Annotated in this window: 21 protein-coding genes; 11 read left to right on the forward strand and 10 right to left on the reverse strand. The window is 47.7% G+C overall.

Annotation, left to right across the window (positions count from 1 at the left end):
- Window positions 1-37: 37 nt before the first annotated feature.
- Complete coding sequence (locus S7335_RS08340; protein ID WP_006456603.1) at window positions 38-1,378, reverse strand: adenylosuccinate synthase; 1,341 nt, start codon at window positions 1,376-1,378, stop codon at window positions 38-40.
- Between the two features lie 464 nt (window positions 1,379-1,842).
- Here S7335_RS08340 and S7335_RS08345 point away from each other — a divergent pair, with 464 nt between their 5' ends.
- On the forward strand, window positions 1,843-2,889 hold the full coding sequence (locus S7335_RS08345) for a hypothetical protein (RefSeq protein WP_006455591.1): 1,047 nt from the start codon (window positions 1,843-1,845) through the stop codon (window positions 2,887-2,889).
- A gap of 97 nt (window positions 2,890-2,986) precedes the next feature.
- Here the strand turns inward: S7335_RS08345 and S7335_RS08350 are convergent, their stop codons facing one another.
- Window positions 2,987-3,463, reverse strand: coding sequence for a DUF4168 domain-containing protein (locus S7335_RS08350; RefSeq protein ID WP_006456103.1), 477 nt, complete (start codon window positions 3,461-3,463; stop codon window positions 2,987-2,989).
- A gap of 57 nt (window positions 3,464-3,520) precedes the next feature.
- Here S7335_RS08350 and S7335_RS08355 point away from each other — a divergent pair, with 57 nt between their 5' ends.
- The gene (locus tag S7335_RS08355; protein ID WP_006453704.1) at window positions 3,521-3,826 is read left to right on the forward strand and encodes a LuxR C-terminal-related transcriptional regulator; all 306 of its coding nucleotides are present in this window, start codon (window positions 3,521-3,523) and stop codon (window positions 3,824-3,826) included.
- 202 nt (window positions 3,827-4,028) lie between these two features.
- Window positions 4,029-5,324, forward strand: coding sequence for a histidine--tRNA ligase (hisS, locus tag S7335_RS08360; RefSeq protein ID WP_006457675.1), 1,296 nt, complete (start codon window positions 4,029-4,031; stop codon window positions 5,322-5,324).
- 90 nt (window positions 5,325-5,414) lie between these two features.
- Here hisS and S7335_RS08365 read toward each other — a convergent pair whose 3' ends face one another.
- Together S7335_RS08365 and S7335_RS08370 are read right to left on the reverse strand one after the other, a co-directional pair.
- Window positions 5,415-5,648, reverse strand: a complete 234-nt coding sequence (locus tag S7335_RS08365) for a hypothetical protein (protein ID WP_038015921.1) — start codon at window positions 5,646-5,648, stop codon at window positions 5,415-5,417.
- A 385-nt stretch (window positions 5,649-6,033) separates the two neighbouring features.
- Window positions 6,034-6,738: a hypothetical protein gene (locus S7335_RS08370; protein ID WP_006456726.1), complete on the reverse strand. Its 705-nt coding sequence runs from the start codon at window positions 6,736-6,738 to the stop codon at window positions 6,034-6,036.
- Between the two features lie 197 nt (window positions 6,739-6,935).
- Here S7335_RS08370 and S7335_RS08375 point away from each other — a divergent pair, with 197 nt between their 5' ends.
- A complete protein-coding gene (locus S7335_RS08375; RefSeq protein WP_006455545.1) occupies window positions 6,936-7,748 on the forward strand; it encodes a TerC family protein in 813 nt (270 codons plus the stop codon).
- A 121-nt stretch (window positions 7,749-7,869) separates the two neighbouring features.
- Here the strand turns inward: S7335_RS08375 and S7335_RS08380 are convergent, their stop codons facing one another.
- The 4 genes from S7335_RS08380 to S7335_RS08395 all read right to left on the reverse strand — a co-directional run bounded on the left by S7335_RS08380 (window position 7,870) and on the right by S7335_RS08395 (window position 13,419).
- Window positions 7,870-9,327, reverse strand: coding sequence for a RecQ family ATP-dependent DNA helicase (locus tag S7335_RS08380; protein ID WP_038017596.1), 1,458 nt, complete (start codon window positions 9,325-9,327; stop codon window positions 7,870-7,872).
- Window positions 9,328-9,558: 231 nt separating this feature from the next.
- A complete protein-coding gene (locus S7335_RS25840) occupies window positions 9,559-10,350 on the reverse strand; it encodes a hypothetical protein (protein ID WP_006454605.1) in 792 nt (263 codons plus the stop codon).
- A 193-nt stretch (window positions 10,351-10,543) separates the two neighbouring features.
- Window positions 10,544-12,073 carry a YifB family Mg chelatase-like AAA ATPase gene (locus S7335_RS08390; RefSeq protein ID WP_006454979.1) on the reverse strand — a complete coding sequence of 510 codons (1,530 nt, stop codon included), beginning with the start codon at window positions 12,071-12,073 and terminating at the stop codon, window positions 10,544-10,546.
- 512 nt (window positions 12,074-12,585) lie between these two features.
- The gene (locus tag S7335_RS08395) at window positions 12,586-13,419 is read right to left on the reverse strand and encodes a sulfotransferase domain-containing protein (protein ID WP_006456666.1); all 834 of its coding nucleotides are present in this window, start codon (window positions 13,417-13,419) and stop codon (window positions 12,586-12,588) included.
- A gap of 468 nt (window positions 13,420-13,887) precedes the next feature.
- Here S7335_RS08395 and S7335_RS08400 point away from each other — a divergent pair, with 468 nt between their 5' ends.
- Both S7335_RS08400 and S7335_RS08405 read left to right on the forward strand, forming a co-directional pair.
- Window positions 13,888-14,259, forward strand: coding sequence for a hypothetical protein (locus S7335_RS08400; protein ID WP_006456951.1), 372 nt, complete (start codon window positions 13,888-13,890; stop codon window positions 14,257-14,259).
- A 161-nt stretch (window positions 14,260-14,420) separates the two neighbouring features.
- On the forward strand, window positions 14,421-15,569 hold the full coding sequence (locus S7335_RS08405) for a DegT/DnrJ/EryC1/StrS aminotransferase family protein (RefSeq protein ID WP_038017604.1): 1,149 nt from the start codon (window positions 14,421-14,423) through the stop codon (window positions 15,567-15,569).
- A 75-nt stretch (window positions 15,570-15,644) separates the two neighbouring features.
- Here the strand turns inward: S7335_RS08405 and S7335_RS08410 are convergent, their stop codons facing one another.
- Entirely contained in the window at window positions 15,645-16,616 is a 972-nt protein-coding gene (locus tag S7335_RS08410; protein ID WP_006453461.1) for a GDP-mannose 4,6-dehydratase, read from the reverse strand.
- A 43-nt stretch (window positions 16,617-16,659) separates the two neighbouring features.
- The gene (locus tag S7335_RS08415; protein WP_006454346.1) at window positions 16,660-17,760 is read right to left on the reverse strand and encodes a glycosyltransferase family 1 protein; all 1,101 of its coding nucleotides are present in this window, start codon (window positions 17,758-17,760) and stop codon (window positions 16,660-16,662) included.
- Between the two features lie 205 nt (window positions 17,761-17,965).
- Between S7335_RS08415 and S7335_RS08420 the strand changes: the two genes are divergently transcribed.
- Genes S7335_RS08420 through S7335_RS25845 form a run of 5 tightly spaced genes read left to right on the forward strand, consistent with a single transcriptional unit; the run spans window position 17,966 to window position 22,714 of the window.
- Window positions 17,966-18,826: an ABC transporter permease gene (locus S7335_RS08420; RefSeq protein ID WP_006453746.1), complete on the forward strand. Its 861-nt coding sequence runs from the start codon at window positions 17,966-17,968 to the stop codon at window positions 18,824-18,826.
- 51 nt (window positions 18,827-18,877) lie between these two features.
- Window positions 18,878-20,353, forward strand: a complete 1,476-nt coding sequence (locus tag S7335_RS08425; RefSeq protein WP_006453609.1) for an ABC transporter ATP-binding protein — start codon at window positions 18,878-18,880, stop codon at window positions 20,351-20,353.
- Complete coding sequence (locus S7335_RS08430; RefSeq protein WP_006456890.1) at window positions 20,350-21,102, forward strand: sulfotransferase domain-containing protein; 753 nt, start codon at window positions 20,350-20,352, stop codon at window positions 21,100-21,102. The genes S7335_RS08425 and S7335_RS08430 overlap by 4 nt, the downstream gene beginning before the upstream one ends.
- Window positions 21,099-21,854, forward strand: a complete 756-nt coding sequence (locus S7335_RS08435; protein WP_006455149.1) for a sulfotransferase domain-containing protein — start codon at window positions 21,099-21,101, stop codon at window positions 21,852-21,854. Before S7335_RS08430 ends, S7335_RS08435 begins: the two co-directional genes overlap by 4 nt.
- A 17-nt stretch (window positions 21,855-21,871) precedes the next feature.
- Window positions 21,872-22,714 carry a class I SAM-dependent methyltransferase gene (locus S7335_RS25845; protein ID WP_198011361.1) on the forward strand — a complete coding sequence of 281 codons (843 nt, stop codon included), beginning with the start codon at window positions 21,872-21,874 and terminating at the stop codon, window positions 22,712-22,714.
- Window positions 22,715-22,718: the final 4 nt, after the last annotated feature.

Below are 22,718 nucleotides of genomic sequence, written 5' to 3' on the forward strand. Positions count from 1 at the left end.
TGCTTCGTCTGTTAGATACTCTATAAATTAGGCGACTTTAGGCGACTTTGCCAAAGGCACTGGTATGCTCTTTGAGTAGTGCCCGCTTTGGCCCATGGATAGGATCTTCGACAATGATGGTCTGATCGCGACTCGCGCCCAAAGACACGATCGCAATGGGTGCTTCGATCAGCTTGGCTAGAAATTCCAGATAGTCTAAAGCAGCCTCTGGCAGATCTTCTAGGCTACGGCAGTGCTCAGTGGACTGCTTCCAGCCGGGTAAGGTTTCATAGATTGGCTTACACCTTGCAAACTGCTGCGCGTTGCTAGGTAAATCGGTGCAGCGATCGCCATCTAGCTCATAGGCAACGCAAACCTTGATTTCTTCTAGACCATCGAGCACATCGAGCTTGGTTACGGCCAGACAATCTAACCCATTGATCCGAACGGCATAGCGACCAACCACCCCATCAAACCAGCCACAGCGACGGCGGCGGCCTGTGGTTGTACCAAACTCGGCCCCGACTTCGCAGATCATACTGCCGACTTCATCGTCTAGCTCAGTAGGAAAGGGTCCTTCACCAACGCGGGTCGTGTAGGCCTTGGCTACGCCAATGACGCGATCAATCGCGGTCGGCCCCACCCCTGATCCAATGCAGGCTCCACCTGCTACCGGATTAGATGAGGTGACATAGGGATAGGTGCCATGATCTAGATCTAGTAACGTGCCTTGAGCACCTTCAAAGAGAATATTCTTCTTTTGCTGAGCGGCATTGTAGATCCTTAGAGAACTGTCCGTGATGTGCGATCGCAACCGATCTGCATAGCCTAAGTACTCTTCTAATACTGACTCTAGGTTCAGGGGCTCTAGATCATAGAGCTTCTCTAGCACGATATTTTTGGCGTCAATCGTCCATTTGAGCTGTTCAGCAAACCCATTGGCATCCATTAGATCGATCATTCGAATGCCCGTACGTTCAGACTTGTCTGCGTAGGTTGGACCAATCCCTCGCTTTGTCGTCCCAATTTTTTTACTGCCGCGCTGTTCTTCCGCCGCCTGATCAATCAGACGGTGGTAGGGCATAGTCACATGGGCACTTTGAGAGATAAATAGATTCTTAGAAGAAACATTTAGCGCTTCTACTTTGTCTAATTCTGCAATCAGCTCTTTGGGGTCAATGACCGTACCGCTACCGATGATGCATTCGGTATCAGGATAGAGAATACCCGATGGGATCAAATGCAGTTTGAAGGTCTGATCGTCAACGACAACAGTATGGCCAGCGTTGACGCCGCCCTGATAGCGCACCACCACATCTGCTGATTTGCTGAGCAAATCTGTGATCTTGCCTTTACCTTCATCGCCCCATTGAGCGCCAATAACAATAACGTTAGCCAAAAGAGATACGTTGCTAAAGTTCAACCAAACAACAATTATCACCAAGCTTTGAGTGAAGTGTCAACAAAAATCGTTGACATACTGTCTTGTCGAAACTTCTAGTAGTGTCGAAACTTCTAGCGCTGAAAGTTATTTGGAAAGCAAGCGATCGCAATAAAATCAATCCTATCTATAGAAGATCTTCACAGTTTCCCTACACGAAACGCGTAATTATGCGTTACAAGAAACAAATAAGTTTTTTGAATTTTTGATGAGTTCTTGGATCCATACTTTACATACAGCCTCTCTGAAACGCCGTATCGATCCAGCTCAGCATCGACCTAGCTTAGTCCATTCGCTAGGACCATTCGCCAGTACTCATCAGCTGGTATGAACCCTTCGCCTTATCTATCTACGAGTCGCCCTATCAAGTTGCCAGATCCTGGTTACAGCCAAGCTAAAAATATATCTAAGAGGACTATTCAATGAGTTTATACGCAGAACTTCACCGCCATTTAGGCGGCTCTGTCGTGCCCAGAGTGCTATGGCGCTATTTCGAACGTAACCGACCAGACATCTCAGACCAATTTGATAGCTACGGCGACTTCGAACGGTTTTATACTCAGCCGAAAGACACGCTAGAAGAATATCTGAAGCTCCATACGCTAGTTGAAAGCGTACAGACTAGAGAAGCGCTGCCTTACTTCATCTATCGGTTAATTCGCGGTGCCTATATCTTTGAGAACTTGGCCTATCTAGAGCTGCGCTACACACCGTTCTATCGCACGCCTGAGCGATTAGGCCATGTGGAAAGGATCGATGCGATGGCTGAGATTATTGAGGTCGTCGGCCGTGCCAGCCAGCAAAGTGAATATCCGGTGGTGACTAAGCAAATCCTTTGTATGCATTCTAGGCTGCCCTATGAAATCAACCGCGCCACGCTAGAGCTAGCTGCTCAATACCCTGAGTATGTCTGTGGGGTAGACATTGCTGGTGGGGACGCTGCCTACAACCTAGAGGAGATCAAACGCCTGTATACGCATGCTCAAAATCTAGGGCTAAACACGACTGGCCATCTCTATGAAACCAAAGATGGCTGCTACCCAGAGCTATTGCCCTACCTCAAGCGCATCGGTCACGGTATTCAAATCCCATTGCACTACCCTGAACTGCTCAAGGATGTTGCAGCTAGAGGCCAGTGTCTAGAAGTGTGTCCAACGACCTACTTGCAAACCGGCACTCTAGAAGAAATCGCTCAGCTCAAAACGGTGTTCGATCGCTGCTTTGATGCGGGTGTAGATATTGCCATTTGTACAGACAACGCTGGCTTACACAATGTCCGGTTACCGTTTGAATATGAAAACTTGCTCACTCACGATGTGATTGGCTTCGATGGACTAAGGGCCTGTCAGGCAGCGGCCTTTCGCCATGCGTTTGCTTGGAGCCATCCTCATCAGCCAGCTTCTGTGATCTCTAACTTGCTCAATGAACAGAGAAAACGCCAAGCCGATAGAGAGTCAGTTACTCAGTGATAGGCGCGGGAGTCCATCTCGTATTTCTGTTGACGGTACTAGGTTGGCGAGACTATGTGCATATTTTGCACAGGTTTTCTAAATCGAATACTGATCATCATTCAGCGGATATACCAAAGATTTCGTGCTGTAAGGTTTCATCTTGACTCGCAGCGTTTAGAATCTCCATGTATTCAGACAGCTTGAGTCCGCTAGCCTGGATGATCTCAATCGTATCGGTCTCGATAGACTGCTGGACTGCTAGAGCGGTAGGGCTAGTCTCATCTTCGGGTAGTTCGGATTGGCGATCGCTTAGGAGCTGCAAAATTTGAACGTAGGCTCTAGCAAACTGATCGAGTTTGTCTGCGGATGGCTGTGCCGCCGCGCCTATAGTGACTAGTGGCGCCGACAGGCTGCTGCTTGGGAAAGTAAGCACTACTGAGCCTACTAGTAGTAGAACGACAAAGAGATTGAGTAGCGATAGTAGTGGAGCTTTGAGGCTTGTACTGATGGCTTGGGTAAAGCGATATGAGTCTTTCCCTCGAATATCCGATGGATAAAAGAATATTCTATTAAGACTGAAAAAAACGGACATGTGACAAACTTCATTCATTACAATTGTTACTAAGCATAATTACAGATCAAGGACCCTATGACAGGCAGCCCAGCCCCCGAAATCGACAGTCAAAATTTAACCGACGAGGTCATAGAAAGTGCTCAGCATGACTTGTCTAAGCGGGAGCTAGAGATTGTGGAGCTAGTAGCAGCAGGACTAACCAACCAAGAAATTTCTCAGCGGCTAGAAATTAGCAAGCGCACCGTCGACAATCATGTGAGCAACATTCTGAGTAAGACAGCAGCTGGCAATCGAGTTGCCTTAGTGCGCTGGGCCTTACAGTCTGGCAAAGTATGCATCGACGAGCTGAACTGCTGCCGTCTACCAGATGCTCCTGTCTAGGGAGATATCACTATTTCCCTTCCCTTGGTTTCACTCTTTGTCTCATAAATCGCTTTGTCCTAGCTTTGTCCTATAAGGCGGGTATCAAATACTTCTGTGATCTAGATAGCTGCTTTGCGGTCAAACATATTTGACGCGCTGACTCCTTGGGAGGTTAAACTTTCTGAGCGTAGAGAACTCGAAAGTGAAGAATTAAAGGACTATGAGCAGCATTCAGGCCATCCGTGGAACCCGTGATATTCTGCCGTCAGAATCTCCTTTGTGGGTGGTGATAGAAGGTATTGCTCGCCAGGTACTCTCTCAGTCGGCCTATAGAGAGATTCGGACGCCTATCTTTGAGATGAGTGAGCTGTTTGCTCGTGGGATTGGAGAGGCGACAGATGCGGTTGGTAAGGAGATGTACAGCTTTGAAGATCGCGGTGGCCGTTCGATTGCTCTGCGGCCTGAAATCACTGCTGGATTGGTGCGAGCCTTCATTCAAAATAAGCTGTTTGCTCAAGGTGGTGTGCAGCGGTTGTGGCACCTTGGGCCAGCGTTTCGATATGAGCGGCCTCAAGCAGGACGGCAGCGGCAGTTTCACCAGCTTGATGTAGAGATTCTAGGCAGCAGAGATGCGCGGGCGGATGTAGAGATTATCGCGATCGCTACCCAAATTCTCAACACCCTTGGTTTGAAGGCGCTCAGTCTGGATCTAAACTCTGTCGGCAGTGGGGAAGATCGCCGCAACTATAGAGATGCCTTAGTCGCCTATTTCACACCTTACAAGCTAGAGCTTGATACCGACTCGCGCGATCGCCTGGATCGTAATCCCCTTCGCATTCTAGATAGCAAAGACAAGCGCACCCAGGAGATCGTTACCGATGCGCCTAGTCTGCTCGACTTTCTCTCTGATGATTCCCGGCGCCACTTCGATGCCGTTCAACAGCACCTGACTAACATCGGCATTGACTTTACAATCAATCCCCGGCTTGTCCGCGGCCTAGACTACTACACCCATACGGCCTTTGAGATTCAATCTTCTGATCTAGGCGCACAAGCGACTGTCTGTGGAGGCGGCCGCTACGACGGATTGGTCGCTCAGCTAGGTGGCCCAGACACTCCGGCTATTGGCTTTGGCATGGGTATGGAGCGGCTCGTTATCTTACTAGAGCAGATGGGGCAGTACACCACCGAGCCTCTGCTAGATATTTATCTGATCTCACGGGGTAAGAAAGCAGAGCTGCAATCGGTAAAACTTGCTCATCAACTTCGGCAGAACGGTTATTCGGTCGAAGTTGACCTAAGTGGTAGTGCCTTTGGTAAGCAGTTCAAACGAGCCGATCGTAGCGGTGCGGTGCTAGGTCTAATCCTGGGCGATGCCGAGGTCGACGCTCAAAAAGTGCAGCTTAAATGGTTAGGCTCTAACGAGCAGTCAGAGCTCACCCAAGCAGAACTAGTTAAAAAGATGGACGAGATTAAATCTAAGATAGCTGCAGTTCGTGCCCAATCTACTCTCTAGCGTTTACTGTCTATTCTCTGCTGCCGAATGGCGTGTCTGCCGTCAGATAGATCGAAGTTGGATAGATCGAGAAGAACGCCTAGTGGGCTTTCAATCATCGTAGGCCGGTAGCACCGGAATTTCTTCGGCTGCATTGAGCTGGCGACGAATTTTATTGGTTGCTTCTACGTAGATGGTAATTTCTTCGTCGCCTTCGGCTAATCGATGAAAGTCATCTGTTGTGAGCTTGTCTAGTAGATTCTGCAAGGCATCAGCTTCTGCAGCGGAAAGCAATGCGTTTAGTCTTATACGAGGAGTGGAATCAGTAGAAGGAGGAATCTTCATAGTTTGTTGTCTAGTCTGTGGTCTATGAGCAGTGGCGTCGATTACTCTATCGGTAACAGCGTCGGTTACTTTGCTATAGCTTTCGTAGCGTTGCTTGGGTCATGCTCATCGGCTAAATACCGTTACTGGGCAACGGGCAACTCTACTCATAAAGTAAGAATGCATCCTATCCTTACTTTGCTATATGCAGCGCATTCACTCAACGCTTTATATAGCAGCGAAAAACTGCGTTTCCTGATCGGCGCTAGGGAATGCTTACAAGCTAGATAAAGTAACTAGCGTTGCTAAAACGTAGTTCTGGTAACGCTATATCTTCTCAGGGAAGCGGGCGATTGGCTAGTTTTCTAGGTTTTGTGCAAGATTAACTGCCGGGGCTAAGGGGCGTTTATTGCTCCTCTAGATATAGCAGAAAGCTCATAAGTTCATCGTCTGTGAGCTGCTGGCGCGATCGCTTACCATAGGTTTTCTCTAGATAATCGCGGCCTTGAGCACTTGTCCAACCTAATCGTCTTAGCTCTACATCAGTCTGAGCAATCACGTCAGAAAGATCGACTGGTAGCGAACTGGTATTAAAGTTTTCTAAGGCAACTGCGGCGGCAGACACCGTCTGCGTAGACGTCTCTTGACTAGAGGCAAGTGGTTCTTCTGCAACCTCCAGGATGGGCGGTCCAAGGTCTTCTTCTAGCTCTGCTAGAGGCGATGCTGCCTCTGGCTCTACCTCTAGAGCTAAGCCTTCTTGCTCGTGACTTGTTGGCGTAGGTATCGGCGTAGGTGCTGACGACTCAATCACGCCGTTCTTTGCAGTTTCTCTTTTATGCGTCTTCTCTTGAGTCGTCTCAAAAGGATTAGGTTTCAATTGGTTAGAGCGTTGGCCATTTGCTGATAGACCCAGAACGGCTAGCGCGCGCTGACGGGCGCCATCCTCAGCCGCCTCTACTGACTGTCCCATCGCTAGCCCGGTTGCAATGGGTTTGCCTTCGATTAAAACGCTCGCACGAACCACAAACTGATTGTCATAGATAGAGATAAGATCTGCAATCAGTGAGCCTTGGGGATATTGAGTTCTAAACGCTTGGAAGAGTGTAGTCACGAATTCTTCTACGCTTTTAACTAAAGCTTTCTAACTATTTCTAACTAAATGATAGACGGCAATCCGAAGCAGCATGACTTTGGCTTTCGATCTATTCTAAAGAGGGGTGAGTGATCGCGCTTACTCTGATAAAAAGGACATAAGCCCTTAATCTTATGTCCTTAGCCTTTTGAAGGACTGACTCCTTCAGCAAATACATGTTAGATCGCCTACTTGAAATGTCTCCCACTTTAGGAGGAGATACGCTGCTGCTGCTGCCTGTCCTAATTCTTTTAGAACTGGTGCTCTCTGCTGATAATGCGATTGCTCTTGCTGCGATCGCCAAAGGGCTTGAGACGCCTGCCCTTCAAAAAAAAGCACTCAACATCGGTCTTATCGTTGCTTTTATCCTGAGAATATCCCTGATTTTAGCGGCTAGCTGGGTACTTAAATATTGGCAGTTTGAGATTGCGGGGGCGGTTTACTTACTTTGGCTGGTCTATCAGCACTTTCTTGCAGACGATGATGATGCTGATGAACATACTGGGCCAAGATTCAGTTCGCTGTGGAAAGCGATTCCTACGATTGCGCTTACTGACCTGGCTTTTTCTCTAGATAGTGTGACGACTGCGATCGCCCTCTCTAAAGATGTTCTTATTGTTCTACTAGGCGGCACGATTGGTATTATTGCTCTTCGCTTCATGGCTGGGCTTTTCATTCGCTGGCTATCTATTTATGTCCACCTAGAAGACGCTGGATTTGTTACGGTTGCCATTGTCGGTTTGCGTCTAATCGTCCGCGTTATCAACCCTGAGTGGGTTCCTCCAGAATGGGTAATGGTTAGCCTTATCTTTGGCCTCTTTGCCTGGGGATTTTCCGAAAGAGTCTCTATGCCCACTATTGCTAAATCAGAAATCTCAGTCGCCATTCCTGATCTTTCTAGCGCAGTTGCTGATGAAGAAGAAGTAGCAGATACGTTACTGCTTACCAATGATGTAGATACGCTACTGCTTACTAATAAAGACCAGTAGTCGGAAGCAGTCTAGTCGCTCCCTAGTGGGGTTAATAAGGTGGTTGATAAGCGCGGTTAACAAGAGATTTGTCAGCTTCCAGCGATGTCGTGAGCATTTCTCTTTTGAGACCTATCTAATGCTACTTCTTAGTTAGACAGCGATCGCATTTTCCACACTGCATAGACTTGGCCTCGTCTGCGAATCCAAATGCTTCTAATAAGATCTGCCAGCGGCAGCGTTTCGTAAACAGATAGCGCCGCATGATTGCCGTTGGTGAGGGAGCTTGTTCTATCTGTCTTCGGGGACTCGTTAGGATCTGATAGTTAAACGGATCTTTCCACTGTAGCTGCCCCGCCCGATGTAGAAGCGCAAGTGCTTGATCGCAGTCTTTGAACTGGCTGCGGACACTATCAATATTCCCTGAGCTAGGTATCTGCTTGACTATCTGCCGTGCGGATTGCCGCATCTGCTGAGCCTTCTGCTCAAAGAATTTCCACCGCCGCTGATCTTCTGGTGCAAACAAGCCAGAAGGCTCGCTGACTAGTGAAAGGGCGACAGCTGGCTGACCATCACGACCGCCGCGTCCGATTTCCTGTACATATTCAGAGATGAGGCTAGGGACTTCGTAGTGAACAACAAACCGACAGTCTGGCTTATTGATACCCATGCCAAATGCCGACGTACAGACTACGAGCTCACAACTCCCTTTAATCCACTCCGATTCTATTTGCCGGCGCCGCGTAGCAGAAAGTCCGCCGTGATAGGCCTTGACTGAGTATCTTTTTGACGCCAGCCACTTAGCTAACGCCTCAGTGCCTCGTCTGGTGCGCGCATAGATTAATCCTGATTGTCTTTTTTGCTGCTGAACGAACTTGAGCAAGGCTTGCCTGCGACCTTTTGGGGTCCAAACTATCTGGACCCCAAGCTGAAGATTGCTGCGGTAGGGATTAAGGCAAACCAGTCTTGGCTTTCGTAGCTCAAGAACGGTGTGTAGTGCTTGTTGAGTAGTGGGATCAGCAGTGGCAGTGAAAGTCGCGATCGCGATTTGATCTCCTTTAGGCTTAGCTGCTAGTAGCGCTGAACGAACTGCACCCAGACGTCGATAGGCAGGACGAAAACTATCTCCCCATTGAGTCAGACAGTGTGCCTCATCTAGGACCAAAGCATTAATCTTGACTAAAGGCTGAACGAGGATTTCCCAGACAGGCTTACTTAAGAGGGTTTCAGGCGATAGATAGAGAAGACGAAGTCGATTTTGGGCGAGGAGCTGTAGGGTGCGTGATCGCTCCCTTTTACCCAACTCACTGTGCAATGCCGCTGCTGATAGTCGCTTCTCTCTAAGCTCTTGTACTTGGTTCTCCATCAGTGCCACTAAAGGAGACACCACCAAAGTCACCCCAGACTGCATTAATGCGGGTAGTTGGAAACAGACTGATTTTCCGCTACCTGTGGGTATTACGACGATGATGTCCTGCTTGTCTAAAATCGCCTGTGCAATCTCTCCTTGAGGGGCTCGAAAATCCGAATAGCCCCAGATATCTCGAAAGGCTTGGCGTAATCTAGCTAGATCATCCGATGATGTATCGTTATTTTCGATAGCTGCAGTGCTCCTGTCATTGTTAGGTGAAACTCTATTTATAATTTCCCCAATAGCTAAAGAAGTGGACTTTTGCCAATCACTTGCCAACCAAAAGTACCGAAGGAACCACACTATAGAATCCTTCGGTACTATTCCGTCACTATGGTAAACAGTCAGACTATCGAACTTAGTCTTGCTGATAGTTTCTGCTTGTGTGTATTTCTGCTTGTGTGTATTTCTGTTCGTGTATTAGAAGAGATTACCGATGTTGTAGGCAGCACCAATAGTTACACCAAAATCAGTATCATTAAAGACCCCCAAGTTGGCTTGAGCGTTGACTGTGATCTGACGAGCAACAGGGACGTCTACACCTGCCGAGAGCAGCAGATTTAACTCAGAGTCGTCATCAAAGCTATAAGCTGCGCCTAGTCCGCCGTATGGAATGAACTGGAACCCACCAGCCTCAGGTGCGTATTGCCTAAAGTCGTAAGTTACTGGAACAAGCAAAGCTACATCATCGCCAATCAAGACGGACGGACGAACAGCTATCCTGTCAGCGAAAGCGATTTTGCTAATAACTGCAAAAGAGATATCGTCCACATAGCCAATATCTAAACCAATACCAACAAAGCTAGAGTTAGCTGCGCCACTGGTACGGCGACGAGAAAACTGGGCTATTAGCGGCTCCTCCGCTTCTAAAGGTTCTTCTGTAGAGGAGGTCAACGCAGCAGCTTGGGTTTCAACAGGAGCCGTTTCTACTAGTGTGGACTGAAGAGCTACGGCTTCAGATTGGGTCTCTTCAGTGATTTGAATTTCTTCAGTCGCTTGGATATCTTCAGTGACTTGAGTCTCTTCAGTAGCCTGAGTCTCTTCAGTAAATTGAGTTTCTTCAATGACCAGGATGTTTTCAGCTATATCTTCAACTGCCAGATTTTCAACGGTCAGACCTTCAACATTAGCTTGAGCCTGTGCAGGTGACTGAGCAGCCGCAAATAGTGCTAGCATGCCGAGCGTTCCAAAAATGCCTTTTCTAACGAACATGTTAATAACTCCTCTACGAGCTTCAGAAGTTGAAACTCTAAATTGTGTATAGCCATAGGCTATGACTACCTATGATAGAGGATAAGTATGTTCCGAGATCCATCACTTCTGGCTGATAGAATGAGGCTCTAGCAAGTGAAAAGTGCACCTTCGATATAGAGGGTCCAAGCTATTAGAAACCAAGCTGTAGATATTACTGCATTCTATCGATAGTTCTATACTGAATGGCCTCTGCTACGTGGTGCGATTCTATTTTGGGTACATTTCCCAAGTCGGCTATGGTTCTAGCTACTTTGAGAATGCGATCTGTCGCTCTAGCAGAAAGTCCTAGTTTACGAACGGCTCCTTCGATTAACAGACGAGTCGCATCGTCGAACTGACACCATTGACGAATATGGCGACTTTCCATATCAGCGTTACACTGCAGCGTGGGTGAGTCTTTGAACCTAGCTTGTGCCTGTTTGCGAGCTGCTTCAACTCGAGTTCTGACGGCTGCCGAATCTTCACCTTCGGGTTGACTGGTGACCTCCTTTGGCTTCAAGCGTCCAACGATGACTTGCAAGTCAATTCGATCCATCAGCGGACCTGACAGCTTGGCCCAATACTGTTCTCGGTGGCGAGGTGTGCAGGTGCAGGGCTGAACTGTATCGCCAAAGTAGCCACAGGGGCAAGGGTTGGTGCTAGAAACGAGGGTAAACTGAGCGGGGAATTCAACGGATTGACGCGTACGAGTAATGGTGACTTTGCCGTCTTCAAGTGGCTGCCGTAGAAATTCGAGGACGCTGCGCTTGAATTCCGTGAGTTCATCTAGAAAAAGAACCCCGCGATGAGCTAGAGAAATTTCGCCTGGTTTTGGAAAGCTGCCGCCACCGACTAAGGAAGGACCAGAAGCGGAATGATGCGGGGTTCGAAAAGGTCGCTGGTTGACTAGATGGCCTTTTTCTTTGAGTAAGCCTGCAACAGAATGAATTTGCGTGACTTCGAGTGCCTCGGGAAAAGTAAGCGGTGGCAAAATGCCAGGAAGCCTTTGAGCAAGCATGGTCTTGCCGCTTCCAGGGGGACCAATCAGTATAATATTGTGGCCTCCGGCAGCAGCGATTTCTAAGGCGCGCCGGGCCTGGGCTTGGCCTTTGATGTCACAGAGATCTAGGGCGGGGATAGGCGATTGCAGCACCGCCTTAGGTTCACTTACTCGCATGGGCTGATAATTTTCTGGGCCATTAAGAAAGTCCACCACTTCACTTAAGTGCTTGAAGCCATAGACTTCTAAGTCAGGAACAACGGCCGCTTCATAGGCATTGTCTTCAGGAAGAACAATCCCTTTTAGTCCAACCTTTTTCGCCGCTGCAGCGATCGCTACCACACCTGCTACTGGCCTAAGGGTTCCATCCAAAGACATTTCACCTAAAAACAGATAGTCATCTAGGCGGGTCTGCTTGAGCGTTTCGGAAGCTGCCAAAATTCCAATCGCGATTGGTAGATCGTAGATCGGGCCTTCTTTGCGGACATCTGCTGGTGTTAGGTTGATCACCACCTTCCGCATTGGAAACGCGAAGCCAGCATTCTTGAGCGCTGCTCGTACTCGCTCTCGAGACTCCTGCACCGCCGTATCGGGCAGTCCCACTACTACCACACCTGGCAAGCCACCTGAGAGATCGACTTCCACACCCACTTTAAGCGCATCAATTCCAATGAGTGAAGCACTCCAAACTCTTGCTAACATGGTGTGTCAACTCCTCATCAGTGAGCGCTGTCGGTTTATTTTGCCCTACAATTCCAAGAGATCGTCACAATTGAAGTTCGTCGGAAAGGAAGAGGTAAACACCTGCCCTTTCCTCCTGCCCTAAAGCGCTCCCTAAGCGATACACTTACAGTTGGTAGCTGATTTAGAACAAGTCAGTTATCACAACAATCGCACCATTGCATGATACGGAAAGCGGTCATGCGTGGTTTACGTGGTCATGTGTTGGTTTATGTGGTCATGTGTGGTTTATAAGGGCAATTGGAAAATTCCTACAGGGCAACTCGCTGGTCGTCTACCCTCTCTCAAGCGCAATTTCGAAAGCAGGTGGGTCTTTGTAAGGAGACTTAACTAGCCAAGCGCAGCACCCCGTTTAGCTGAATGACTTACCTGTGTATATCTTGTCCCAACAGCTACTGCGTTAGTAGTCTTTTCCGCTAGCACGTCCACATTTTCTAGCTTAACCGTAGCAGAAGAACTACTAGCTTCTTCTGCTAGCTGACCAAAGAGTAGCCATAGTTTGCCATCAGCTCTGCAAAATATGTTGTGAGTTTTGAAGTCGTCTCAGCAGATAGCTTTTCTCTATAATCTCCAGGCGTTCCTTTACGGATATGCTTACTCCAATCTTCTTCATCAGGTCGAATATCATTTTGCTTAGCAACAGCTTCTACTACTGTTTGATCAATAGGAATTGAGAACCATTCCAGCATATCGATTAGAAAGCTTAGCTTGTCAAAGTAGATATCCTCGTACCTAAAAACTCGGATATTCGGATTATTAATAACTACAGCAAGATAGTTTTCGAATTTAGTAAAAAGCCACTCACAATTGACTAATGCATAGTCATCTATAGTATTCGTTGCTTGCTTGCGACAGAATTCAAGCCATGCTTCAGTATTTTTCTTAGGTGATACATGACTTGAATCCTCAGACCTACCCATGGAGTAATACTGGGAGACAAGACAGTCGCGAGGATCTCTTACCAGCAAACAAGCACGGTAATCACGAGGATTCACTACCATGTGCTCAGAGTTGGGATTGAGGATCTCCGGCAGGGCCCGAAATCCTAGATGTAAATAGCCTTCATTGATAACTTCTCTCAACTCAGTCAGTTGGAACCAGTCTCGATCAAAAATTCCTTCATTAAACATCACTTCGGAGATATTGATACTCGGAAAGTTGATTGCTTTGCAATATTGAGTCAGCAAGCTCATCATCAGGCTGCTGCCCGCTTTGTGTATCGAGAATGCAAAGGCCTTTGAAAAATTTGGATGTGGAGCCGGCAGCGTAGAGAAAAGCTGGGAAATTTCCAAGGATGGATTTGACATTGACATTTCTTATAAAGACCTAACCATCGCTAACTGGGTGGCTGACAAAAATTCATCAGTTTGAGGTGGAAAAGAGCCTATCTCAAACTCACTCAATAGCTGGGTTGTGCATTTGTGATGTTTTTGAGAAGTTGTTATTGGTGCAAGAAACTGATGCTCCAGCAGAATTGTACATGGTAAGTCAATTTTTATCTATTTTTTAAAGCGTTTAGCGAGATAAGTAAATGGAGCAAACTATTCAGCGTCCCTAAAACGGTTCCGTTGAAAATGTGCGTTATCTTATGTTGCCGGTGTTCAACCCTTAGCCAGATGGCCTTCACCGCTCCATTCTACTCAAGCTGTTTTCGTGGCGCTAGCAAGGTCACCGCATCCTAAGCACCAAGAATTTTTCTTTAGATAGACCCAGACTAAGAGTTCAGGCGGTAAGTTGGTAGCAATAAGGTTTTCATTACTTTTAGCAAATTGACTATGCTAAGTCTCTTCAAATCGCAAAAAACTTCTGCTGTGGTTCGTGAACAGCAGATAGAAGATGATCGCATGCGAGATGTAGAGCTCTTGTTAGAAAGTCTTTTTTTAAGAGAGGAAGTGACGCTGCGGCTGATTGTGGACTGTCTGTATGATGTCGGTTCGATGAATCTAGTGAATCGACGGGTGCGGTCGCGCCCACTAAACCGAATCATGAAGCTGATTGCTCGCCACTCTAAGCCAGTATTTCGCCCATTTATGCTGCGCTGGAGTCGTAAGAACTGTCCTCGTATGATTGCAGACTGGCTGCATTCACAAGTTAGATTTAGACCGAAAGAAGTCGTCTTGCCAGAAGTTTACGAGCCTCAGAAGTAAGCGATGCATTTGGGTGTTGTCGATTTAGATGAGTGCAAGTGGGCGTGATAGAGTTTGAGACGAATGATTGACGATTGTGTCGGGTCGTTTGTGTAGTGCGATTACCCTGACGCCTATCTAATCTGACTGCCTACGAGAGAGAAAAAGCCAACGTGAGCTCAATTAAGATTCCAATCTTAGATCTTAAGCCTCAGTATCAAGCGATCAAATCAGAAATCCAATCCGCTATCGATGCGGTGCTTGAATCGGGTCAGTTTGTCCTCGGACCGACAGTTGCAAACTTTGAATCTAAGATTGCCCAATACCTAGGGGTTAAGCATGCCATTGGCGTGAACTCAGGTACGGATGCTTTGATCATTGGTCTAAGAGCCTTAGGTATTGGGCCCGGTGATGAGGTGATCACAACGTGCTTTAGCTTTTTTGCTACCGCAGAATCGATTAGTAACGTTGGGGCCAAACCAGTGTTCGTTGATATCCAAGCCAGTAGCTTCAATATCGATCCTGTTCTGATTGAAGCGGCAATCACGCCAAAGACCAAGGCAATTATGCCGGTGCATTTGTATGGCAATCCTGCGGCAATGGCGCAAATCAAGGCGATCGCAGCCAAGCACAATCTCAAAATCATCGAGGATTGTGCTCAGTCGTTTGGCGCGGTTTATAAAGGTAATTGCAGCGGCTGTGAGGGGACTTGTAATAATACGATCCGTCAGCCACTGATGGGAAAACACACGGGTAGTCTTGGCAACATCGGTGCCTTTTCGTTCTTTCCAACTAAGAATTTAGGAGCCTATGGTGATGGGGGGCTAATTACAACTGATGATGATCGGCTTGCAGAACTCGCCGTGATGCTTAGAATGCATGGATCTAAGCAAAAGTACTGCAACGAAATGCTGGGCTACAACTCGCGTCTCGACGCTATTCAAGCCGCTATCTTACAAGTCAAGCTCAACTATATTGACCTCTGGAATCAGCAGCGTAGGCAGGTTGCCAAAACGTACAGCCAGTTGTTAGAGGACGTAGCTAACGTGATCACTCCAGAGTTGACCGATGGTCATGTGTTCCATCAATACACCATTCGAGTCCTGGAGGATAAACGCGATCACGTACAGCGGTCCTTGGCAGATGCAGGCGTAGGTAGCATGATTTACTATCCTTTCCCCCAAGACCGCTTACCAATCTATGCCAAGCAATATCCAGCAAACCCAGTGAGTGATGAGCTAGGTAGGCAAGTTCTAAGCCTGCCGATGTGGCCAGAGCTTTCTCCGGAGACTAGCCGGTTTATCGTCAAAACGTTACGGGACAGTTTGTAGCTCTGCCTAAATCGGGACACATCCTAGGTGCTAGGCTACAGAGTAGTCTATTCCTCTGTCTCGGTTTGTTATCAGCTAAGATTGTTGCTGGGTAAGCTCTTGTAGATCGTGCTCTACCATCGACTCGACTAGTTGAGCAAAAGAGTATTGAGGCTGCCATCTAAGCGCTTGTCTGATGGCGTCGATAGAGCCTACCAGTTGCACAGGCTCATCGGGCCGATAGAAGGTGGGATCGACAGAGACATAGTCTTTCCAGTTGAGTCCAACATAGGAGAAAGCGCAATCGACTAAATCCTTGACAGAATGAGTCTGTCCGCTGGCAATGATGTAGTCATCCGGGGTTTCTTGCTGAAGCATAAGCCACATAGCCGCAACAGCATCTTTAGCATGGCACCAGTCCCGACGAGCATCTAAGTTGCCGAGCTTAAGTTCTTTGGATAGGCCTAGTTTGATCATGGCTGCTCCGTGTGTAATTTTGCGAAACACAAATTCTGTGCCGCGTCTGGGCGATTCGTGGGTGTAGGTGATACCGCAGCAAGCATACAGGTCATACTTTTGCCGGTAGTTGATTGTCATCCAATGGGCGTAGCCTTTAGCCACACCATAGGGGTTGCGCGGCCGAAAGGCGGTACGTTCAGTTTGGGGAGATTCGTCAGGTTGGCCAAACACTTCACTACTAGAGGCCTGATAGAGTCGGGTATCAGGCTTCTCTCGACGGATAGCCTCTAAGAGTCTCGAGACTCCGATAGCGGTGTACTCCGCAGTGAGAGCGGGTTGACTCCAAGAGAGCGGTACGTAGCTCTGAGAGGCCAGATTGTAAACTTCGTCGGGCTGAGCTTGATCGATGGCATCCATTAGCGAAAACTGATCGAGCAGATCGCCGGAAATAATCCGAACGTTATCGGCAAAATGGCTAATGCGTTCTAAGCTACTGGAGCTAGAACGGCGAACCATTCCGTAAACCTCATAGCCTTTGTCCAACAGAAGCTCTGCGAGATAGGAACCATCTTGTCCGGTAAGTCCTGTAATCAGCGCTCTTTTTACCATAGGCCCTACGAGGTCGTGAAAACTGCATAACCCACCATACCAGCTACAGGAATTGTTGCAGCACTTCGACAGTTTGTTGGCCAGTGGCTTCCCAGCTAAAGTGCTTAGCCCTATCTAAGCCAGCTTGGCTGAGCTTTTGTCTGAGCTGAGTATCGGTGGCCACGATCTTCATCGCATCGGCCAGCTCATCGACATTATACGGATCGATCAACAGAGCGGCGTCGCCAACAACTTCAGGCAAGGAGGACAGGTTGGAGGTGATGACCGGGGTACCGCAGGCCATAGCTTCTAAGACTGGAAGTCCAAAGCCTTCCCACAGGCTGGGAAAGGTAAGTGCGATCGCCTCGCTCAAAAGCTTTGGCAACTGATCGTCGGCAACGTAGTCTAAGAAATGGACCTGATGGGCTATTGCTAGGAACTGGGTCTGCGCGACTAGGGCAGGAGTATAGCGCCGGTCTTTAGGCCCTACCAGCCATAGCTCGAGGTCAGGATGAACCTGATGCACCCGGTGAAATGCCGATATCAATCTAGCTAGGTTTTTGTAGGTGTTCTGCCGACCTACATATATAAAATAGTGGCTGGCTGGCATCCTAGCGGCCGCTTGATAGGGTCGAAACCTTTTCTTGTCATAAGCCAGCGGAATGGAGGTGAGCTTACGCTCAGGCACGCCATAGAACTCTGCAACGTCACGAGCGGTTGATACAGAATTGCAAAAGACGTGCTCTGCCTGGGCTAGCACACGGCGAACGTAATGTCGAAAATAGCCTACCAACGGGGCCGAAAAGTCCTTTGAAAATCTGAGTGGAATGGTGTCGTGGGCCGTAACCACGAAGCGACAGTCCGTGTACAACGGTGCCTCTGGTGAAGGTGACCATAATAAGCTGCCACCCTGCTGAGCGCCCAACTCTCGCGCATAGGGAGGAATGTCTTTTTGTAGCCAAAACAAGCGTTTGAGATGTCCCCAGTTGCCAAACCCAGGCGATATTCCATAGGGAATAGTTTGGCACTCAAACTCTGAGATAGCACGGCTGGCTAAGAGCACCGGGTCTAAAGCTTTTAATGCCGGCAGCAGATTTCGAGCATAGACGCTTATCCCGGTGGGCCGAGCTAGCAAGACTGATAGATTGACTAATAGTGCAGACACCAGTTTTCTTTTGCCTTATCAGCTGAATGTAGTAGGTTAGATGAATTTGAGGATAGTATCTAATTTTGCTGTGCCCAAGATTCATAGGCTTAATTTTTATTGGCCTAAATACTTCGTGACTTTGGTCCTAGCGCGATAACATAATTGTCTTCTGTGGCCTCAGCTTTCTATGGCTTTAGCCCTGTGGTTCGTTAGGACACTGCTAATGAAAACGACTCGTCAGTTTTGGCAACCGTTGGCTAAGTTGAAATTCTTATTGCCTTTAACCAGCAAGCAGTGGGCTCACTTAGATTTGCTTAAAACGCTGGTTCAGCGAGATATGAATGCCCGCTACAAAGGTTCTATTCTCGGTAACTTGTGGCCGCTGACCAAGCAGATAGCTCAACTGCTCATTTACACCTATGTCTTCGCCATCGTGCTTCAAGTAAAGCTAAGTATGAAAGGTATTTCCTCAGATAATTCTTTTGTCTTTGGCCTATGGCTCTTTGCAGGACTCCTCCCTTGGTTGGCCTTTAGTGGAGGGTTGATTCAGGCTTCTACCTCGTTGGTGCGGCAGCCTAACCTGATCAAGAAAGTCGTATTTCCCTTGAGCTTACTTCCACTAGTCCCTGTGCTGTCTAGTTTTTTGGAAAGTACCTTTGGCTTGGTGGCGTTAATTACCTTCTCGGGTTTTTTCGTCAGTCATACGCTACACCCAACGGTTTTGCTACTGCCTTTGGCGTGGATTCCTCAACTCTTGATCACCGCCGGATTGAGCTATTTCGCAGCTGGGCTGACTGTGTTTATTCGCGATATTCCGCAAACGCTGGGCGTACTGCTTAATCTATGGTTTTATGCCACCCCATTGATCTATCCAGTGGATATGGTGCCAGCCGCCTTGCGCCCGTGGGTATTTTGGCTTAACCCGCTTACGGCTATTAGCCAAATGTATCGGGATACGATTTTAGTAGGTAGCGTCACCCACTGGGCTGAATGGGGCGTAGCCACCGCTATCTCTGTGATCATATCTGTCACTGGCTTTAGCTGCTACAAAAAGCTGCGTCCTGCGTTTGCAGATGTGCTGTAGGTAGCGATAGAGTAGACAGGCTGTTTTTTTCCTTGCTGTTTTCTTTTCCTTATGGCTGACGATATTGTCATTTCATTAAAGAACGTCTCCAAGGTCTTTAAGCAATATCCCAGGCCGGTAGATCGCCTGAAAGAGGTTTTCTTACCAGGGCGACAAAAAACACCCGAATTCTGGGCTCTGCAAGATATCAATGTAGATGTCTTTAAAGGGGAAACGTTTGGCATTATTGGCCGCAATGGGGCCGGAAAAAGTACGCTGCTGCAAATTATTGCTGGTACGCTGCAGCCCACGACTGGGGAGACAATGGTTAGCAGTAGAGTGGCTGCTTTGCTAGAGCTAGGCAGCGGGTTCAACCCTAATTTTACCGGGCATCAAAATATTTTTTTCAATGGGCGAATTTTAGGTCTTACCCAGGCCGATATAGAATCACGCTACGACAAAATACTAGCGTTCGCGGACATTGGTGACTTTATTCACAAGCCTGTAAGAACCTACTCCAGCGGCATGTTTGTCCGGCTGGCCTTTGCGGTGCAGGCTAATATCGATGCCGACATTGTCATTATTGACGAAGCGCTCTCTGTGGGCGACGTTTTTTTTCGACAAAAGTGCTACGCTCGGCTCGAATATTTGAGAAGCCAGGGCGCTGCTATCTTGTTGGTGTCACATTCAATGGGTGATGTCCAGCAACTTTGTCAGCGGGCAATTTTATTGAACAAAGGCGTTCAGACGTTTTTAGGATCTTCCTCTGAAGCGGTTAAGCTTTACTACTTGCTGCATCAGTCCGATGGCACTGCCCTTCAGACGGCTTCAGAAGCGAATGGAGCTAAGGTGGATAGAGCAGAGGCAAATGGAGCAGGGGCAAATAAACCAAAGGCGGATGAATCGCCAGAAAAGAGCGCAGAACCTTTGCCCTTAAAAAAACGCTACGCCCACAAGATATCAGCAGCGGCCTGGCTAGATATTTCACAAACGCCTCAAACGAGCAATGGGCAAGCGACCTGTTTGGGAGTGGCGTTGTGCCGAGCAGACGGCCAGCCCTGCAATATTTTTCGACAGGGCGATCGCGCTATCATCTGCTACACATTTGTGCTCAACAGCCCGCTTGACGTCCCCATCTTTGGTCTTGTGCTAAAAAACGAGCGCGGAATCATTGTGCATGGGAAAAACAGCTGGCAGCGTCTAGATAGTGAGGTGCCCACTCAACTAGCTGCTGGGGACGAGTTACTCTGCCAACAGGAAATTGATCTCAATCTGGAGCCCGGTGACTATACTTTTGATCTAGGCTTAGCCTCAGTTCCGATAGATATTTGGCAAAACAGAGATCAAGTTTCTCACCAGCAGGTATCGGTGAGTCGAACCCGGCTGTGTCATCTAACAGACGTGAGTACTTTTTCGATCACCCTGGCGCTGCATGATCAGGTTGAGCGGTTAACGCACTATGGTGTAGCTAATTTACCTGGTACGCTTGCTTTGAGTCACTTCCCTCAGTCACTGGCTGCAAAATCATCCACTGGAAGAGAATTGTGAGAGCTTCAAAACGTATCTTGAAAGGTGAACCGCCAGAACCCACGGTATTTCACATTACGCATTGGAAAGCTGGCTCTCAGTGGATATATGGCATGCTACGAGCACTAGTCCCTGAGCGAGTAGTCACCCCAGAACTATACGTCAGCCATTTTTTTAAAAAACCGCTTAGCCCGGGCGGCGTTTATCCGACACTGTATCTAACTAGAGATCAGTTTTTGTCTATAGAGACGCCTAAAAATAGTCGTAGGTTTGTAATCGTTAGAGACTTGAGAGATACCCTAGTCTCAGGATATTTTAGTATTCGCTATAGCCATCCGCTGCTTGATGGTACGCTAGCGCTTTGGCGCGCCAAGTTGAATACACTGACTGTAGAAGAGGGCCTTTTATTTTTGATGGATGAATGGCTACCAAAGTCTGCCAATATTCAATCTTCCTGGGTAAATTCTGAAGAACAAATTATTCGGTATGAAGATCTGCTGAGTCAGGACCTGACCATTTTAGAAAGTCTTTTAATCGATCATTGTGGCTTGAACATATCTACCGAGAATATTAAGTGTGTGGTAGAAAAAAACAGATTTAAACGGCTGAGCGCAGGTCGAAAAAATGGAGAAGAAGATCTGCTATCTCATCGGCGCAAGGGCGTTGCCGGCGACTGGAAAAATCACTTTACTTCTCTAGTAACAGAAAGGTTTGAATCTCGCTATGGCAAGCTTTTGACAACAATGGGATATGAGAGAATAACCTTATGAATTCATCCGCTGCAGCCCACCTGACAAACCACTCCGACCAACCCATCGTTGTCACTGAGTTTCCCAAATCTGGTGGCTCCTGGATTTCGTCAATGCTAGGTGAGGTGCTGTCTCTACCTAACAGAGATATTTATGTTCAGCCAGGGTTTGATTTGTTTGATATTGCATCTCACCCCTGGTATAGCCAGGCTGATGCACTAGATATTCCGCCACAGTGTGTAGTGAAAAGTCATGAGCTACCCCACTCATCCCTTATCAACTTCGATGCAACGTATATCCATTTGATCCGAGATGGTCGAGATGTGGCGGTCTCTAAATGGTTTTTTGATCAGAAGTTTTGTGTAGACAATGGCATTAGGACGGCTTTACCTACAAACTTTTACGAGTATGTGATAAAGACGGCTGCTGAGTGGTCAAGCTATGTCAATTCCTGGCTTCAACAGTCGGTGATTACGGTTCGGTACGAGGACTTCTTGGCTGCGCCGGTTCAAAGCTTAGGAAATTTGTTGGCCCAGATGGGGTATGAAGAACGTCCTTTGGTCACGCTAGAAGCCTGCGTTGCTAAATTTAGTAAAAAAAACTTCTCAGCATCTTTTGATAAAACGTTTAAACACAATACGTTCGTGCGCAAGGGTATTGCAGGTGACTGGGTTAATCACTTTAATCATCACCATGTCGACGGGTTTAAGTCCGTTGCCAATGATACTTTATTGTTATTAGAGTATGAGTCCACGTCAGCGTGGTCTATCTAAAAGATCATGATGAAGCCATGATAGGAAACAAACTGAAGCCCTTAGAACCGTCGGATGTACTAGCTGGCTATGATGCTGTTTGTCAGCTCTATGCCTACATTCCGCCGCTAAGCCACTGGCGAGCGTGGGAATATGCCGCATATAGGGGATTTAAACTCGAGGGTAAGGTACTGGACTTAGGCTGTGGTAATGGTCGATATTTCAATCTTTTGTGGCCGAAGGTGAAAGATGCTGTAGGGGTAGATATTGATGCTGGGGCGGCAGCTCGAGGGAAAGAGAGTGGCATTTACCAGGCTGTTCATGTCACCCTTGCTCATAAGATTCCTGAGGCTGATGCGACCTTTGATTATGTTTTTGCCAACTGTTCTTTAGAGCATATGGATGATATTCAGCTGGTTTTGGCTGAGTCTTATCGATGCTTAAAGCCAGGAGGAAAGATTCTGTGTAGCGTAGTGACAGATCGGTACTTGCAGTGGGCGCTACTGGAAAATTTGGTGGTAATGGCCGGCTTTGATCAAGCCGCAGCAGATTTGAAGCGAAAGTTCTTAGACTTTCACCACGTGGTTAATCCGCTCTCGGTCACGGCTTGGGAAGAGCAGTTCTTACAAGCTGGATTTCAGCTAGATGTGCATATTCCAATTGTGCCGAAATACAACAGTGGCATCTTCATGTTGATGGATCAGCTCTGGCATGTGGAGCGTCCAGACGGAGGTGAAATTGGTAACAAGATTTTTCCATTTCTTTCAAAGAATCCTAAGTTTCCAGCAGCGTTTCGTAAGGTGCTAGATGGTTTGCTCGCCATGGAGACCGATTGGGAAGACTGTAGCGGTGCGGTTTTCCAGTTCAGAAAGCCGGTCTGAAAAG

Origin of the sequence: Synechococcus sp. PCC 7335, from assembly GCF_000155595.1 — a bacterium.
Classification (GTDB): domain Bacteria; phylum Cyanobacteriota; class Cyanobacteriia; order Phormidesmidales; family Phormidesmidaceae; genus Phormidesmis.